This is a genomic window from Citrobacter sp. Cb023, from assembly GCF_030336805.1.
Lineage (GTDB): Bacteria > Pseudomonadota > Gammaproteobacteria > Enterobacterales > Enterobacteriaceae > Citrobacter > Citrobacter braakii.
Genome location: NZ_JAOWCV010000039.1, coordinates 72423 through 89656, shown reverse-complemented (window position 1 = coordinate 89656; position 17234 = coordinate 72423). Strand labels below are relative to the sequence as shown.

Sequence of the window (17234 nt, the reverse complement as noted above, 5' to 3'; positions counted from 1 at the left end):
GCGCTATGACATCATCTCTGCCCCCTGGGCAAACGTCATTATTGTTACAGATGACCCAGCGCCTCGCGCTGTCTGACGCGCATTTTCGTCGGATATGTCAATTAATCTACCAGCGTGCGGGGATCGTACTGGCCGACCATAAGCGGGACATGGTTTATAACCGCCTGGTCCGCCGTCTGCGAACCCTGGGACTGGATGACTTTGGTCGCTATCTCAGCATGCTGGAAGCTAACCAGAACAGTGCTGAGTGGCAGGCTTTTATTAACTCCCTGACTACCAATCTGACCGCGTTTTTTCGCGAAGGGCATCATTTTCCAGTGCTGTCAGATCATGCTCGTCGGCGCAGCGGTGAATACCGTGTCTGGAGCGCGGCGGCGTCAACCGGAGAAGAGCCGTACAGCATTGCGATTACGCTCGCCGATACCTTAGGTATGGCTCCGGGCCGCTGGCGTGTTTTTGCCAGCGACATTGATACCGAAGTGCTGGAAAAAGCCAGAAGCGGCATCTACCGCCTTGATGAGCTAAAGACGCTGTCACCGCAGCAGCTACAGCGTTATTTCATGCGCGGCACCGGACCGCATGAAGGACTGGTACGCGTTCGGCAGGAACTGGCGGGGCATGTTGAATTTTCCAGCGTGAATTTACTGGATAAGCAGTACAACGTGCCAGGCCCCTTCGATGCCATATTTTGCCGTAACGTGATGATCTATTTTGATAAAACGACGCAGCAGGACATTTTGCACCGTTTTGTTCCACTTCTTAAACCAGATGGGCTGCTGTTTGCAGGTCATTCAGAAAACTTTAGCAACCTCGTGCGCGAGTTTAGCTTGCGTGGACAGACGGTGTATGCGCATGCGCCAGGTAAGGATAAAGCATGAGTAAAATCAGGGTTTTATCGGTTGATGATTCTGCACTGATGCGTCAAATCATGACCGAAATTATTAACAGCCACAGTGATATGGAAATGGTGGCGACGGCGCCGGATCCGTTGGTTGCCCGGGATTTAATCAAAAAATTCAATCCCGACGTCCTGACGCTGGATGTGGAAATGCCGCGCATGGACGGCCTCGACTTTCTTGAGAAGCTGATGCGTCTGCGTCCGATGCCAGTGGTTATGGTCTCTTCGCTGACCGGTAAAGGTTCTGAGGTCACGCTGCGGGCGCTGGAGTTGGGGGCGATTGATTTTGTCACCAAACCACAGTTGGGGATCCGTGAAGGGATGTTGGCCTACAGCGAAATGATCGCTGAGAAGATCCGCACCGCGTCGCGGGCAAAACTGGCGGCCCACAAACCCATGACGGCACAGGTGACCTTGAAAGCGGGGCCGTTACTCAGTTCTGAAAAACTGCTGGCGATTGGCGCCTCAACCGGAGGAACAGAGGCAATTCGCCATGTACTCCAGCCATTGCCGCTTTCAAGTCCCGGTATTCTTATTACCCAGCATATGCCGCCAGGATTTACCCGCTCATTCGCCGAGCGTCTGAACAAACTGTGTCAGATCACCGTGAAAGAGGCTGAGGACGGGGAGCGCGTGCTTCCAGGGCATGCGTATATCGCCCCTGGTGACAAGCATATGGAACTGGCGCGCAGCGGGGCGAACTACCAGATCAAAATTCATGATGGTCCACCGGTTAACCGGCATCGACCTTCAGTGGATGTGCTGTTCCATTCGGTGGCAAAACATGCGGGGCGTAATGCCGTGGGAGTGATCCTGACGGGTATGGGCAACGATGGCGCCGCCGGAATGTTAGCGATGAACCAGGCGGGTGCCTGGACCATTGCGCAAAACGAAGCAAGTTGTGTGGTGTTCGGCATGCCGCGCGAGGCCATCAATATGGGTGGCGTAAGCGAAGTGGTCGATCTTAGCCAGGTAAGCCAGCAAATGCTGGCGAAAATCAGTGCCGGACAGGCAATACGTATTTGAATCAGGAGTTTATTTTTTATGGCGGATAAAGAGCTTAAGTTTTTGGTTGTGGATGACTTTTCCACCATGCGTCGCATCGTGCGTAACCTGCTCAAAGAACTGGGTTTCAACAATGTTGAAGAGGCCGAAGACGGCGTGGACGCGCTGAATAAGCTGCAGGCTGGGGGATTTGGTTTTGTCATTTCCGACTGGAATATGCCGAACATGGATGGCCTGGAACTGCTGAAAACCATTCGTGCTGATGGCGGAATGTCCGCCCTGCCGGTGCTGATGGTTACGGCGGAAGCGAAGAAAGAGAATATCATTGCGGCGGCACAGGCTGGCGCCAGTGGCTATGTCGTGAAACCGTTCACGGCGGCGACGCTAGAAGAGAAACTCAATAAAATCTTTGAGAAACTGGGCATGTGAGGGTGTGATAATGATGATGCAACCACAAATTAAACCTGCTGACGAACATTCAGCCGGGGACATCATCGCGCGCATCGGCAGTTTGACCCGAATGCTGCGCGACAGCCTGCGTGAACTGGGGCTGGATCAGGCTATTGCCGAAGCGGCAGAAGCGATTCCCGATGCCCGCGATCGTCTCGATTACGTTGTGCAGATGACCGCACAGGCGGCAGAGCGCGCGCTGAACAGTGTGGAAGCTTCGCAGCCGCACCAGGACGCGATGGAAAAAGGGGCCAAAGACCTGACCAAACGCTGGGATGAATGGTTCGAAAATCCGATCGAGCTGTCTGACGCCCGTGAACTGGTCACCGATACCCGCCAGTTCCTGGGTGATGTGCCAGGGCATACCAGCTTTACTAACGCTCAACTGCTGGACATCATGATGGCGCAGGATTTCCAGGACCTCACCGGTCAGGTCATCAAGCGCATGATGGATGTTATCCAGGAGATTGAACGTCAGCTGCTGATGGTTCTGCTGGAAAACATTCCAGAGCAGGGCGCTCGTCCAAAACGTGAAAACGAAAGCTTGCTTAACGGCCCGCAGGTTGACACCTCAAAAGCCGGCGTGGTGGCAAGTCAGGATCAGGTTGACGACCTGCTGGATAGCCTCGGGTTCTGATCCGTAGCGTTTTTATTTGCTGGCCCGGCAGGCGCTCGCCGCCGGGCATTCTAACCGATAACGGCTTGCGCGTTATCCAGCCTACAGATACCTATCGTTCTCTTTATTTACTATCCATTTTTACGGTGAAGTTGCCAGAACGGGTTCGCTCGCTGCATACCGAGCGCTGCGCTTCTCTGGATCCCGCAGGGTTTTTGGGCCGCCAGTCGGCACAATGTGCCCTGCACTATGATTCGTACCCGGTTGAATGCCTGGATGAAGTGGGTTCATCTGCACGGCGTATATCCTCTTTTTTATGCCATAACTTGGCGGTTATTTACCGAAATGATGCTGAGGTCACAGCAGGTTACGCCTGAGTGACAGTGCGATATATAGACTTGTCATAATAATTGCAGTTAAATGGTTATCAGTGCAAGGCAATATATTATGTCAGTAGGTTATTTATCGATATCCCGAGTGTTTTTACTCGAATAGCGGCGGGGGAGATATGCGAATTTTACGTGAGAATGATTTTTTTCATTCAGAGCAACATGCGTTTTGTCTTTTTTCGATGAATAACCAATTAATGGAAGGTGTGCACGGGCATGATTTTGATGAACTGGTGATTGTCCGTAGCGGTAGCGGGTTTCATATTATTAATGACTTGGTTCGTTTTATCTGCCAGGGTGACTTTTTTTTAGTGACCGCTAACGATACCCATAGTTATGTTTCAACTAATAATCTGTCGGTTATTAATATATTGATTCGTCGCCCGCGCAGTTTTCATTTTTTACAGCACATTGATAATTTGCTCGATTGTATAAAAGAAAAACTTCTACAGCCTACCGCGCTGGCGTTAACTCAGGGAGCGCTGGCGCGTATTGAGGTATTGAGCCAGGAGATAATCTCACGTAACGAGAGTAACTATGACGTGCTCTATTTTTCATTGTGTGAAGTCGCTTTGCTGAACATCATCAACACACTTTGCCAGTGCGACCGCCAAACTGGGGCGCTTAGCCCTGATGAGCGAGGGCGAGCCAACCTGATCCGTATGCTCAAGACCAGTAGCTTGCGTCATTTAGACTGGAATGTGTTGAGTGATGATAACGGTGTCGCCAGGCGCACGATGTATCGCTTAATTAAGCGAGTGACCGGTTATACTCCGGTTAAATTCCAGATGTTGTATCGTGTATTAAAAGCTCAAGAATTACTGCGCACTACGGATAAAACCATCAGTGAAATTGCGGCACGTTGTGGTTTTATGAATGCGATCAGGTTGACTGAATCGTACCGACGGTATTTCCATTATCCTCCAAGCCATGAACGTGTACTTCATTCACGAGTTTTAATAGCGATTTAATTGTTAGGTTAATAACAATAAAAAATTATTACTACCATCCATCGTGACGGGGGTAGGCCATACGCTTATTTCTCGCCTTACTATCTGTAAATTTAAGGGAATCGTTATGTCAAAAAATAAAACACCTAACCCTTGGTATATTGGGGTGGTGTCTGGAATGGCATCATATATTGATTCGGCGGCTATTGTTTCCAGTGGTACAGCCTTAGTCATTTATCAAAAAACAATGGGTATTACTGCACTACAAATTGGCATTTTATCTGGATTATTAACGCTGAGTATTGCCGCTGGGGCTTTTGGTGGCGGTCGTCTTGGAGACCGTATTGGTCGTCGTAATGTTTTTATTATTACGATGGTGATGATTTTTATCGGCACGCTGGCGCTGGCCTTTGGTTTGAACTTCCCGTTCCTGGTGCTGGGCACACTCTTGGTGGGGCTGGCGACAGGGGCTGATTTACCCGTCTCTCTGGCGACTATCTCCGAAGCGGCGAACGATGAAAACCGCGGCAAGATTATCGGCTTGTCCAATTTACTCTGGCTGGTGGGAATTGGCGCCACGATGGGGATCTCCGCTATCGTCGGCGACTGGGGGCTGATTGGCGCGCAAATCATGTATATGCACGTTGGGCTGGTGGCGGTTGTGCTGATGATCCTGCGTTGGTCTATCCCAGAGTCGCCGCTGTGGTTGGCGGCAAAGGATGAACTGCGTCGTGGCATCGCCACCGTTCGGGCGCAGAAAACCGGCTGGCGCGATCTGCTCGAAGGCAAATACCTGTGGCCGTTTATCTCGCTGTGTATCTTTTATACCTTCACCAATCTGGCGGCCAATACCGGCGGGCAGTTTGGGGCTTATGTAGCGGTAAATGTGGTGGGCATTTCCGTCAGCACACACTCGCTGTGGGGGCTGTTGATTCTGCCAGTGAGCGTGGCGTCTGGGTTGATGTTTATGCGCGTCGTTGATACCTCAAAACGGGTTCCATTCTTTATTTTTGGCGCGGTGATGATGTCCGGTGGTTATTTCGTGCCGGTACTGTTTAATTTCTCGCCGCTCTCCTGGTTCTGCTGCCTGCTGTTTACCAATATCGGCACAGGATTTGCCTTCGAAGGCATCATGAAAGTGTGGGCGCAAGAGTCATTCCCCACCATGCTACGCGCCACCGCGCAAGGGGTGATTGTCGGTGTCGCCCGTCTGACCTGCGGCTTGTTGGCGTTCGTCACTCCTGTTCTGTTGAGCGCGGGGCCAGTGGTTCTTTATTGCCTGCTGACGGCGATTGTGGCGATAGGCATGGTTATCGGCTGGCTGTGCTTCCACGGCAAGCAACGTAATGAATTTAATGCAGAAACAGAAATGGTGGCGACGCCTGATAACGGACAGGCGTCGCACGATACTTTGCGGGCCAAAGCCTGAATATGAGCCACTGAGGGAAAAATTATGTTGGCAGTAGAAAAGATTACGCTCAACTATGAAACCACGCTGACGGGCTGCGAAACGCTGCCGGTTTTCGGCTGGATAATCACCAGTACCTTGCGCGATGTACAGCAGCGTAGCTGGCGTTTGCAGCTGTCGGCGCAAGAAGATTTTGCCCAATGCGTGTTTGACAGCGGCGAAATGCACGATGACCGCTCCAGTAATATCGAATTGCCCGACGTCGCCTGCCAGCACTCGACGCGCTATTTTGTGCGGGTGCATATTACCGACAACCACGGTGAAGAGAGCGGCTGGAGCCCGGCGGCAACGTTTATTACCGGCCTGCCAGCGCGAGCGTGGCAAGGGGTGTTTATCTCGGCTGAAACGCCGCAGGATAAAGACAACTCAAAAGGCACGTTGTTGCGCCATGCGTTCAGTTTGCCCGACGGTGATGACATTGTTTCGGCGGTGGTACATGCCAGCGCGCTGGGGTTGTATCAACTGTGGATCAACGGCGAAAAAGTCGGGCGTGATGAGTTATCGCCCGGCTGGACGAGCTACCACCACCATCTGTTGTATCAAACCTGGGATGTGACCGAGCACCTGCGAGAAGGCGAAAACGTGATTGGCGCGATGGTGGGAGCGGGTTGGTATAAAGGGGATATGAGCTTCAACCGCTATCGCAACTATTACGGCCAGCAGACGGGGTTTATTTGCCATATGGTGGTGACGCTCCGCGATGGTAGCCAGCGGATAATCGCCACGGATGCACACTGGCAGGGCTGCGATGACGCGATTTTGTTTGCTGAAATTTATGATGGTGAAGTGTATGACGCACGTCGGGAGCAGCGCGGCTGGAGCGAGCCTGCGTTTAGCGCCGGGCATTGGCGCGCGGTGACGACGCTTGCGGCAGAGACTTCGGTGCTGCAACCGCAAACGGCCTGCCCGGTACAAGAAATAGAACGGCTTGCGCCGTGCTCAATCATCACGACGCCAAAAGGCGAGACGGTGCTTGATTTTGGCCAGAACCTCAGCGGCTGGGTGGAGTTTCGGGTGCGCGGTGCGGCAGGTGAGCGCGTGGTGCTGCGCCATTTTGAAGTGCTGGATGCCGAAGGCAATGTTTATCTGGCGAACCTGCGCACCGCCAAACAGTGCATTGATTACACCTTACGCGGCGAGGGTGAAGAATGTTTTCACCCGCATTTTACCTTTCAGGGTTTCCGTTATGTGCTGATTGAACGTTGGCCTGGCACGCCGACGCGGGATGATTTTGTCGCGGTCGTGCTGCATTCCGCGATGACGCCGACGGGTCACATTGAAACCTCAAACGCGGATCTCAACCAACTGCATCACAACATCATGTGGGGGCTTAAGGGCAATTTCGTCGATATCCCAACCGACTGCCCGCAGCGCGATGAACGTCTGGGATGGACGGGCGATGCGCAAATTTTCTGCCGCACCGCCAGTTATCTGATGCAGACGCGCACTTTTTTTGCCAAATGGCTGACCGATCTTCAGCACGACCAAACGCCGGAGGGCGGTGTGCCGCACGTCATCCCCGATATCCTTACCGGCAAATGCGACAACGACCGCTTTTTATCCCACGGGCGCACCCATTCCGCCGCAGCCTGGGCCGATGCGGCGGTGATTAACCCGTGGACGCTGTACCTGATGTACGGCGATAAGCAGACGCTGGCCCGCCAGTACGACAGCATGAAAGCCTGGGTGGAGTTTATGCATGACAACGCTGTTGAGAATCAGTGGTCGTGGAAACTGCAGTTTGGCGATTGGGTTGCGCTGGATGCCAAAGAGGGCAGCTATTTTGGCGCCACGCCGAATGAACTGACCTGCATGGCCTACTATGCGTTGTCCACGCTGCTGCTGGCGAAATCAGCCAAAGCACTGGGAAATGACGTTGACCACACCCATTATCAGGCGCTGCATACCGCGATTGTCGAAAGCTTCCGCAATGAGTTTTTTACCGCCACCGGGCGGCTGGCGGCGCGCACGCAAACGGCGCATATTCTGGCGCTTTACTTCCAGTTAGTGCCGGACGCGCACCGCGAGCGCACCGTGCAAACGCTGCTGGAACTGCTGGCGGAAAATGACGGTCATCTGGTGACGGGGTTTGTCGGCACCCCCTATTTCTGTCACGCATTGAGCGAAAACGGACAGGCCGACGCGGCGTGGCAATTACTGATGAAAGAGGACTTCCCAAGCTGGTTGTATCAGGTAAAAGCCGGGGCGACGACGATTTGGGAACACTGGGATGGCGTGAAACCGGACGGCACAATGTGGAGCCCGGACATGAACTCCTTCAACCATTATGCCTACGGGGCGATCGGTGAATGGCTGTATCGCGTGGCGGCGGGAATAAATACCGAAGAACACGCGCCGGGCTTTAAATCTTCGGTACTGCGGCCTATTCCGGGCGGTGGCCTGACATGGCTGAAAGCGCGATACGGCTCGGTATATGGTGATATTGCCGTCCACTGGACGCAGGAACCGGCGCGCGATGGCTTACAGTCCATCACCCTTGAGGTAGATATTCCGCCGAATACTCACTCAATGGTGATCCTTGATGGCGCACAAACGCTGCTCGATACCGATGGCCTCGACTTCGCGCCAGTAGACGGCGGCTATAGCGCGCAGGTGGGATCGGGCCATTATCGCGTTATCTGGCAGCGCTAACCGCGGGGTTGTCACGGCAGCGTTCGCGCTGTCGTGACAAACGAACGCTCGAATTCCTCTGTTTTCGTTTCGCTATTCGACGCATTGGCAATGGTTGCGGTCGCGATAATACTCGTGACCGTGACGACGAGAGTAATGCCGTGGCAGAAGAAAGCGACGACGACAAAACAGAAGCCCCCACACCCCACCGACTTGAAAAAGCACGGGAAGAAGGGCAAGTCCCCCGATCCAAAGAGCTGACCTCACTGCTTATTTTGCTGGTGGGCGTGTGCATTATCTGGATTGGCGGGGAGTCGCTTGCCCGCAGACTGGCCGGTATGCTGTCGGCCGGATTACGTTTTGACCACAGTATGGTCAATGACCCTAACCTGATCCTCAGCCAAATCATCCTGCTGATTAAAGACGCGATGATTGCGCTGTTACCGTTGATTACCGGCGTCGTTCTGGTGGCATTAATCTCCCCGGTGATGCTTGGCGGCTTGATTTTCAGCGGTAAATCTCTGCAGCCCAAGTTTTCTAAGCTGAATCCGTTGCCGGGCATTAAACGCATGTTTTCAGCGCAAACCGGAGCGGAACTGCTCAAAGCGATACTGAAGTCCACGCTGGTGGGGAGCGTGGCCGGATTTTATCTCTGGCATAACTGGCCGGCGATGATGCGTTTGATGGCGGAATCGCCGATTACGGCGATGGGCAACGCCCTGGATTTAGTTGGCATGTGCGCACTGTTGGTGGTGCTTGGCGTTATTCCGATGGTGGGGTTCGACGTTTTTTTCCAGATTTACAGCCATCTGAAAAAGCTGCGCATGTCGCGTCAGGATATTCGTGACGAATTTAAGCAAAGCGAAGGCGACCCGCACGTTAAGGGCAAAATACGCCAAATGCAGCGCGCGGCCGCGCAGCGTCGCATGATGGCGGATGTGCCGAAAGCAGACGTGATTGTTACCAACCCCACGCACTATTCGGTGGCGTTGAAGTATGACGAGAACAAAATGAGCGCGCCGAAAGTTGTTGCCAAAGGCGCGGGGCTGGTGGCGCTGCGCATTCGTGAGATTGGCGCTGAACATCGAGTCCCTACGTTAGAAGCGCCACCGCTGGCGCGTGCGCTATACCGTCATGCTGAGATTGGTCAACAAATACCGGGTCAATTATATGCCGCCGTTGCCGAAGTGCTGGCATGGGTATGGCAGCTAAAACGCTGGCGTCTCGCCGGCGGCAAGCGTCCACCACAACCTGAAAACCTTCCGGTGCCTGAAGCACTGGATTTCATGAACGAGAAGAATACTGATGGCTAATCTGGTCGCGATGTTGCGTTTGCCCAGCAACCTGAAATCCACGCAACTGCAAATCCTTGCCGGACCGATCCTTATCCTGCTGATCCTGTCGATGATGGTGTTGCCGTTGCCGGCTTTCGTCCTCGATTTGCTGTTCACGTTTAACATTGCGCTGTCGATCATGGTGCTGCTGGTGGCGATGTTCACCCAGCGTACGCTGGAGTTTGCCGCATTCCCGACGATTTTGCTGTTTACCACATTATTACGCCTCGCCCTGAACGTTGCGTCGACGCGTATCATTTTAATGGAAGGACATACCGGCGCGGCGGCGGCGGGAAAGGTGGTTGAAGCTTTTGGTCACTTCCTGGTGGGCGGTAACTTTGCGATCGGTATCGTGGTCTTCGTTATTCTCGTCATTATCAACTTTATGGTTATCACCAAAGGTGCCGGGCGTATCGCCGAGGTTGGCGCGCGCTTCGTGCTGGATGGTATGCCCGGCAAGCAGATGGCGATTGATGCGGATTTGAATGCGGGTCTGATTGGCGAAGATGAAGCCAAAAAACGACGCTCGGAGGTGACGCAGGAAGCGGATTTCTACGGCTCTATGGACGGTGCGAGTAAATTCGTACGTGGAGATGCCATCGCCGGTATCTTGATCATGGTGATCAACGTGGTCGGCGGTCTGTTAGTCGGGGTGTTGCAGCATGGTATGAGCATGGGTAGCGCAGCGGAAAGTTATACCCTGCTGACCATCGGTGACGGGCTGGTGGCGCAAATTCCTGCGCTGGTAATCTCCACCGCGGCGGGGGTTATCGTGACCCGCGTGAGTACCGACCAGGACGTAGGCGAACAGATGGTGACCCAACTGTTCAGTAATCCTAGTGTCATGCTGCTTAGTGCGGCGGTGCTTGGTCTTTTGGGTCTGGTTCCGGGCATGCCGAACCTGGTGTTTTTGATGTTTACCGCCGCGTTACTGGGTCTGGCCTGGTGGATGCGTGGTCGTGAGCAAAAAGCTCCCGATGAGCCGCAGCCGGTGAAAATGCCGGAAAACAACTCCGTGGTGGAAGCAACATGGAATGACGTACAGCTGGAGGATTCCCTGGGGATGGAGGTAGGCTACCGCCTGATCCCAATGGTGGACTTTCAGCAAGATGGCGAGTTGCTGGGGCGAATTCGCAGTATTCGTAAGAAATTTGCCCAGGATATGGGTTTTCTGCCGCCGGTGGTACATATCCGCGACAATATGGATCTGCAGCCGGCCCGCTATCGTATTTTGATGAAAGGGGTGGAAATTGGCAGCGGTGACGCCTATCCGGGACGCTGGCTGGCCATTAACCCTGGTACTGCCGCCGGGTCACTGCCGGGCGAGAAAACGGTCGATCCGGCTTTCGGTCTGGACGCTATCTGGATTGAAAGCGCATTGAAGGAACAGGCGCAGATTCAGGGCTTTACGGTTGTTGAAGCCAGTACCGTTGTCGCCACGCACCTTAATCACCTGATTGGGCAGTTCGCTGCTGAGCTGTTTGGCCGTCAGGAGGCGCAACAGCTACTGGACCGCGTCTCGCAGGAGATGCCAAAACTGACGGAAGATCTGGTCCCGGGCGTCGTGACGCTCACTACGCTGCATAAAGTGTTACAGAACTTACTGGATGAGAAAGTACCGATTCGCGATATGCGCACCATTCTCGAAACGCTGGCTGAACATGCACCGCTGCAAAACGATCCGCATGAGCTTACCGCGGTGGTACGTGTTGCGTTGGGACGCGCCATCACTCAGCAGTGGTTCCCGGGTAATGAAGAGGTTCAGGTTATCGGCCTTGATACTCCGCTCGAACGTTTGCTTCTGCAGGCGCTGCAGGGCGGCGGCGGTCTGGAGCCGGGGCTTGCAGACCGACTGCTGGCCCAGACTCAGGAAGCGCTGTCCCGTCAGGAAATGTTGGGTGCGCCGCCGGTCTTACTGGTTAACCACGCGTTGCGTCCGTTACTGGCACGCTTTTTACGTCGCAGCATTCCGCAACTGGTGGTGTTATCGAACATGGAGCTGTCTGACAACCGCCATATCCGTATGACGGCGACTATTGGAGGTAAGTAATGCGTAAATTACTGTGGTTGTTGTTTTTTCCTCTGGTAGCGCAGGCTGCCGGAGAAGGCGCCTGGCAGGCCAGCGGCATGGGGATTACTTTAAATCACCGCGGCCAGTCAGCCTCGTCTTCACCTCTGACGCCCAGCCAGCCGATCTCGGGGTTGATGACGCTGGTGGCCTGGCGCTATGAGCTCAATGGCCCAACGCCCGCGGGTTTACGGGTGCGTTTATGTTCTCAGTCCCGCTGTGTTGAGCTGGACGGGCAAAGCGGGACCACCAACGGATTCAATAATGTTCCCGCCATCGAACCGATGCATTTTGTCTGGGAAGTACCCGGTGGCGGTCGCCTGATCCCCGCCTTACAGGTTCAGAGCAATCAGGTGATTGTGAACTATCGTTAACGCCTCCCTTCATTCCGGCCAGCAGCAGAAACTGCTGGCTGCTTCGCAATTCTAGTCCACCTCTTTGATTAAATAGAAACGCTGTTTTATAAAATAGGTGACATACGTTGCCGGACTCTTTGTGCTGTTGCCATTTCACGAATACCCCTGGCAAAAATAGAAAGGTTTCACTTGCTGTTAGCTTTTACTGTGGCCCTGTAAGGAGGCCCAATGTCAAAGCGAGGATTGCGGGGCCTCCCAATAATGTGCAGGGGTAACGGCAATGAATACACGTAAAATTGGGTTGGTTAACTATTTTGCCTACGGTTCGGGGGATTTTTTAGGCGCAGGCACCACGGCGTTAACCGCGGCCTGGCTACTCTATTTTTACACGACGTTCTGTGGCCTGACGCCAATCGAAGCAACCTTTATCTTCGCTACCGCCAGGGTGTTGGATGCCGTTGTTAGCCCATTAATGGGTTTTTTAACCGATAACTTTGGCTCCACCTGGCTCGGCAAACGCTTTGGGCGACGCAAGTTTTTTATTCTGTTGGGGATACCCTGTGTCTTTAGCTACTCACTAATGTGGGTGGGTGATATGGGGTTCTGGTACTACCTGCTCACCTATCTGATTTTTGACGTGGTCTACACCATGATTCTGGTGCCATACGAAACGCTGGTACCCGAAATGACCGATGACTTTAAACAGAAAACCAAATTCTCCGGCGCGCGCATTTCGATGGCGCAAATGTCTGCCATTCTGGCCTCATTCTTACCTGGCGTTCTGCTGACGCTGTTTGGCAAGGACAACCCCGTCTCTTTTTTCTACGCCAGCCTGGTGTTTTCTGTGCTGTGTGCACTGATGCTGACCTTCGTCTGGTTCTTTACCTGGGAACGCCCACGGGAAGAGTGGACTGAGGCGGCGCTGCGAGCCGAAGAAGAGAAGAAAAGCCTGACCTTGAGTCAGAGTATGAACCGTTTATTTGTGGAACTGAGTTCAACACTGCGCATCCGTATCTTTCGCCAGCATTTAGGAATGTATCTTGGCGGCTATATTGCCCAGGACGTCTTTAACGCCGTCTTTACTTACTATGTGGTGTTTGTGCTGATGCAGGAAGCATCGATGGCGTCAAACCTGCTGGGTACGATGGCTATCTTCCAGTTTATTGCCGTTATCGCCATGATCCCATTGTGCATCCGTTTCGGACCTGCGCCGTCTTATCGCATGGTGGTCGTCCTGTTTGGCCTCAGTTCACTCTCCTATGCGGGGCTGTATTACGCCGGATTAAGCGATGTTTATTCTCTGTTGCTATTGGTTTCCGCCGTTGCGGGTTTAGGACGCGGTGGTATCAACTACGTTCCCTGGAATATCTACACCTATATTGCTGACGTTGACGAAGTGATTACCGGTCAGCGTCGGGAAGGGATCTTCGCCGGCATTATGACGTTAACGCGTAAAGCGTCGCAGGCGGGAGCGGTGATGCTGGTGGGGATTGTCATGCAGTTGTCTGGTTTTGTCTCCGGTCAGAGCGCACAGCCCGCGGCGGTCAGCCATACCATCCTGTTAATTCTGAGCTGCGGAACGCTGATTGTTCTGGCGATGGGTTTCCTGGTTTCCTTGCGCTTCAAACTGAACCTGCAAACGCACAGCACCCTGCGTGAAGAGACAGCAAAAATGCGTGAGTCCGGGCAACCCGTGCTGGAAGGACTTTCCGCTAAAGGACGCGCGACCGTAGAGATGCTATCGGGCATGCCTTATGAATCACTTTGGGGTAACAACAATATTGGTTACCTGAATCGTAATAAACCAGCGGCACCAAAACTGGAAAAGGGTGCTGTATTGAATTCGACATTGACAGAGGTTAAGTAAATGATTGTTTATCCGGTTAAACACAGTCCATTGTTGCGCCAGCCAGAACATTTTATTGCCAGGGATGAATTAAAAGCGTTGATCAAAAAGGTGACGCATAACCTGGTCAATATTCATGATGAGACCGGCGAGTTCTTGCTACGTCTGGATGATGGACGCGTTATTGATACCAAAGGCTGGGCGGGATGGGAGTGGACGCACGGCATCGGCTTGTACGGGATGTATCAGTATTATCAGCAAACCGGCGATGCCGCGATGCGCGATATTATCGACAGCTGGTTTGCCGATCGCTTTGCGGAAGGTGCAACGACTAAAAACGTCAACACCATGGCGCCGTTTTTAACGCTGGCATATCGCTATGAAGAGACGCGTAATCCCGCGTATCTGCCGTGGCTCGACAGTTGGGCTGAGTGGGCAATGCATGATATGCCGCGTACCCAATTCGGCGGTATGCAGCACATTACGCTGGCGGAAGAAAATCACCAGCAGATGTGGGATGACACGTTGATGATGACGGTCTTACCGCTGGCGAAGATTGGCAAGTTGCTCAACCGTCCCGAGTATATTGAAGAGGCAACCTATCAGTTCCTGCTGCACGTGCAAAACCTGATGGATAAAGAAACGGGGCTGTGGTTCCACGGCTGGAGCTATGAAGGACAGCATAACTTCGCCAACGCTCGCTGGGCGCGTGGCAACAGCTGGTTAACTATAGTCATCCCGGATTTCCTCGAATTAGTTGATTTGCCGGAAAACAATGCAGTGCACCGCTATTTGGTGCAAGTTTTGAACGCGCAAATCGCGGCGCTGGCGAAGTGCCAGGATGAAAGCGGACTGTGGCACACCTTGCTGGACGACCCGCAGTCGTATCTGGAAGCTTCGGCAACCGCCGGATTTGCCTATGGGATCCTCAAAGCGGTACGTAAACGCTATGTCGGGCAAGACTATGCGGCTGTAGCTGAAAAAGCGATCAGAGGCATTGTGCAACATATTTCGCCGGAAGGTGAATTGCTGCATACCTCGTTTGGTACCGGGATGGGCCACAATCTCGATTTCTACCGCAACATCCCCCGGACCTCCATGCCTTACGGTCAGGCGATGGCGATGCTGTGCCTTACCGAATACTTGCGTAAGTATTTTTGATATCGGTGTCCGATGGCGTTGCGGCTATCGGACCCGCTTGTGCGTCGTCGTCCTGCGCAGCAAACAGATGATCCATGATTTGACGCATGACTGGTGCGGCGGTGACGCCATCGCTGCCGCCGTTTTCCAGAATTAACGCTATGGCGACTTTTGGGTTCTTATATGGCGCAAATGCGGTATAGAACACGTGGTCGCGCAGACGCACGGGGATCATTTTCGCATCGTAGGTCTGATTTTCTTTCAGGCTAAAGACCTGTGATGTGCCACTTTTCGCTGCAATGCCGTAAGGCGCGGTGTGAAAGAACTTATAACCGGTACCGTTTGGCTCATTCGCCATGCCGAACATCGCTTGACGCACCAGTCCCCAGTAAGGGGACGAAGCAGAGGCAATTTGTGACGGTGCTTCGGGAGCCTGATACGGCGTGATGACTTTTCCGCTCTCTTCATCACGTAGCAGGTGAGGGGCGATAACCTTGCCGTTGTTAATCAGCGCGACCATGGCTTTAACCATCTGGATCGGCGTGGCAATCCAGTATCCCTGGCCGATGCCAACCGAAATGGTATCTCCCTGATACCAGGCTTTTTTATGCACTTTCTGCTTCCATTCGCGGCTCGGGAGCAGGCCGTTATACTCCTCACCAAGATCGATGCCGGTCGGTTTGCCATAGCCAAACTGGCTGAGCATGCTGTTAATACGGTCGATCCCCATCATATACGCCACCTGATAAAAGAACGTGTCGGCAGATTCTTCAATTGCTTTGGTGACATCCAGCATACCGTGGCCCGTTTTTTTCCAGTCACGGTAATGTCGCTCCGTGCCGGGGAGCGTCCAGGTGGGGGCGCCGAAGAAACGGGTCTGCGGCGTGATCACGCCGTCCAGTAATGCTGACATCGCCATATACGGTTTGACCGTGGAGGCGGGAGGATACAACCCCTGCGTGACACGGTTGATTAACGGCAGGTCCTTATCCTGAAGCAGCTTGTTATAGTCCTGATAGCTGATACCTTTGACAAACGGGTTGGGGTCATAGCTGGGGTTCGAAACCATTGCCAGCACGGAACCGTCATGCGGATCCTCAACCAAAACGGCGGCCCGCTGGCCCACCAACAGACTCTCAATATATTGCTGTAAATGGAGGTCCAGCGTCAGGTGGATATCTTTTCCGGCAACGGGCGGCACATCTTTGATCAGGCGTACGATGCGTCCGTGGTTATCAACTTCGACCTCCTGATAACCGGTTTTCCCATGCAGTTCATTTTCATAGTAGTGCTCAATACCCTGCTTACCGATGTTGTGATCGGCGGCGTAGTTCTCTGTCAGGCCTTTTTGATCCAGCGCATTCAGGTCGTTGTCATTGATTTTTGACACATAGCCAAGGACATGCGCCAGCGCTGCGCCATAAGGGTACTGGCGGTCTTCATAGCTATTGATATTGACGCCGCTGAAATGAAACTGGTTAACCGAGAAGCGGGCGATTTCCACATCGGTCAGCGCATTTTTTAGCACGACCGGGCGATAGCGGCTGCTGGCTTTCAGCGCATGGCGAAACTGGTCAATGTCATCAGGAGTGAGGTCAATGATAGGCGTGAGCTGCCTGATCAGGGAATTCATATCACTGATTTTATAAGGCGTAACGGAAATGTCGTACCAGGTTACGTTGCGCACCAGCGGGATGCCGTTGCGATCGTAAATCATGCCGCGCGTCGGGGCCACGGGCAGCATTTTGATGTCGTTTGCATTCGAGCGGGTGGTGTAATACTGGTGCTGACAGATTTGTAAGTTGTAGAGATTGTAAATCAGGATGCCAAAGCAGATGACCACCAGGCCAAAGGCCACCAATACACGCCGCTGGAAGAGTTTTTCTTCCGCCTCAAAATCTCTGAATGTCATTGACCCGTACCCGATTAATTCGCCGCCTCATGATACGGAGGCTTAAACGGGATGACAGGCAAAAAATGTTCCATATCTCTACGGAAATGTGTCATTCCTTGTGAGTTGTTACAGATGGCCTGTTACAGAAATAAAAAAGGCCTGAGTCCGAATTTCGGAGTCAGGCCTGAT

General features: G+C 53.2%; 13 protein-coding genes. 12 read left to right on the top strand and 1 reads right to left on the bottom strand.

Annotated features, from left to right (window positions below; all coding sequences use genetic code 11):
* Positions 1-5 precede the first annotated feature (5 nt).
* The 12 genes from cheR to bglB all read left to right on the top strand — a co-directional run bounded on the left by cheR (position 6) and on the right by bglB (position 15172).
* Positions 6-878 carry a protein-glutamate O-methyltransferase CheR gene (cheR, locus tag OGW44_RS20110; protein ID WP_016153436.1) on the top strand — a complete coding sequence of 291 codons (873 nt, stop codon included), beginning with the start codon at positions 6-8 and terminating at the stop codon, positions 876-878.
* Positions 875-1924 (top strand): protein-glutamate methylesterase/protein-glutamine glutaminase, encoded by a 1050-nt coding sequence (locus OGW44_RS20105; protein WP_016153435.1) that lies wholly within the window; start codon positions 875-877, stop codon positions 1922-1924. Before cheR ends, OGW44_RS20105 begins: the two co-directional genes overlap by 4 nt.
* Positions 1925-1942: 18 nt before the next feature.
* On the top strand, positions 1943-2332 hold the full coding sequence (cheY, locus tag OGW44_RS20100) for a chemotaxis response regulator CheY (RefSeq protein WP_016153434.1): 390 nt from the start codon (positions 1943-1945) through the stop codon (positions 2330-2332).
* Between the two features lie 13 nt (positions 2333-2345).
* Complete coding sequence (gene cheZ / locus OGW44_RS20095) at positions 2346-2990, top strand: protein phosphatase CheZ (RefSeq protein ID WP_029139578.1); 645 nt, start codon at positions 2346-2348, stop codon at positions 2988-2990.
* 487 nt (positions 2991-3477) lie between these two features.
* Positions 3478-4329, top strand: coding sequence for a helix-turn-helix domain-containing protein (locus OGW44_RS20090; protein ID WP_095715402.1), 852 nt, complete (start codon positions 3478-3480; stop codon positions 4327-4329).
* Positions 4330-4435: 106 nt separating this feature from the next.
* Entirely contained in the window at positions 4436-5737 is a 1302-nt protein-coding gene (locus tag OGW44_RS20085) for an MFS transporter (RefSeq protein ID WP_103928322.1), read from the top strand.
* Between the two features lie 24 nt (positions 5738-5761).
* The gene (locus OGW44_RS20080; protein ID WP_185655096.1) at positions 5762-8428 is read left to right on the top strand and encodes a family 78 glycoside hydrolase catalytic domain; all 2667 of its coding nucleotides are present in this window, start codon (positions 5762-5764) and stop codon (positions 8426-8428) included.
* Between the two features lie 140 nt (positions 8429-8568).
* Complete coding sequence (gene flhB / locus OGW44_RS20075; protein ID WP_016153429.1) at positions 8569-9720, top strand: flagellar biosynthesis protein FlhB; 1152 nt, start codon at positions 8569-8571, stop codon at positions 9718-9720.
* On the top strand, positions 9713-11791 hold the full coding sequence (gene flhA, locus OGW44_RS20070; protein ID WP_016153428.1) for a flagellar biosynthesis protein FlhA: 2079 nt from the start codon (positions 9713-9715) through the stop codon (positions 11789-11791). Before flhB ends, flhA begins: the two co-directional genes overlap by 8 nt.
* Entirely contained in the window at positions 11791-12183 is a 393-nt protein-coding gene (flhE, locus tag OGW44_RS20065; RefSeq protein WP_185655097.1) for a flagellar protein FlhE, read from the top strand. The genes flhA and flhE overlap by 1 nt, the downstream gene beginning before the upstream one ends.
* A gap of 262 nt (positions 12184-12445) precedes the next feature.
* A complete protein-coding gene (locus OGW44_RS20060) occupies positions 12446-14032 on the top strand; it encodes an MFS transporter (protein WP_016156807.1) in 1587 nt (528 codons plus the stop codon).
* Positions 14033-15172 (top strand): beta-galactosidase BglB, encoded by a 1140-nt coding sequence (bglB, locus tag OGW44_RS20055; protein ID WP_185655098.1) that lies wholly within the window; start codon positions 14033-14035, stop codon positions 15170-15172. It abuts the gene before it with no gap.
* Here the strand turns inward: bglB and mrdA2 are convergent.
* The gene (gene mrdA2 / locus OGW44_RS20050; protein ID WP_185655099.1) at positions 15144-17063 is read right to left on the bottom strand and encodes a peptidoglycan DD-transpeptidase MrdA2; all 1920 of its coding nucleotides are present in this window, start codon (positions 17061-17063) and stop codon (positions 15144-15146) included. The two genes, bglB and mrdA2, sit on opposite strands and share 29 nt — an antisense overlap.
* Between the last annotated feature and the right edge of the window lie 171 nt (positions 17064-17234).

What these genes read in the sequence shown, in the direction of transcription:
- OGW44_RS20105 (WP_016153435.1), top strand. Translation starts at nt 875, where the DNA reads ATGAGTAAAATCAGGGTTTTATCGGTTGATGATTCTGCACTGATGCGT.
- cheY (WP_016153434.1), top strand. Translation starts at nt 1,943, where the DNA reads ATGGCGGATAAAGAGCTTAAGTTTTTGGTTGTGGATGACTTTTCCACC.
- flhE (WP_185655097.1), top strand. Translation starts at nt 11,791, where the DNA reads ATGCGTAAATTACTGTGGTTGTTGTTTTTTCCTCTGGTAGCGCAGGCT.
- flhA (WP_016153428.1), top strand. Translation starts at nt 9,713, where the DNA reads ATGGCTAATCTGGTCGCGATGTTGCGTTTGCCCAGCAACCTGAAATCC.
- bglB (WP_185655098.1), top strand. Translation starts at nt 14,033, where the DNA reads ATGATTGTTTATCCGGTTAAACACAGTCCATTGTTGCGCCAGCCAGAA.
- OGW44_RS20060 (WP_016156807.1), top strand. Translation starts at nt 12,446, where the DNA reads ATGAATACACGTAAAATTGGGTTGGTTAACTATTTTGCCTACGGTTCG.
- OGW44_RS20090 (WP_095715402.1), top strand. Translation starts at nt 3,478, where the DNA reads ATGCGAATTTTACGTGAGAATGATTTTTTTCATTCAGAGCAACATGCG.
- OGW44_RS20080 (WP_185655096.1), top strand. Translation starts at nt 5,762, where the DNA reads ATGTTGGCAGTAGAAAAGATTACGCTCAACTATGAAACCACGCTGACG.
- mrdA2 (WP_185655099.1), bottom strand. Translation starts at nt 17,063, where the DNA reads ATGACATTCAGAGATTTTGAGGCGGAAGAAAAACTCTTCCAGCGGCGT.
- OGW44_RS20085 (WP_103928322.1), top strand. Translation starts at nt 4,436, where the DNA reads ATGTCAAAAAATAAAACACCTAACCCTTGGTATATTGGGGTGGTGTCT.
- cheZ (WP_029139578.1), top strand. Translation starts at nt 2,346, where the DNA reads ATGATGCAACCACAAATTAAACCTGCTGACGAACATTCAGCCGGGGAC.
- cheR (WP_016153436.1), top strand. Translation starts at nt 6, where the DNA reads ATGACATCATCTCTGCCCCCTGGGCAAACGTCATTATTGTTACAGATG.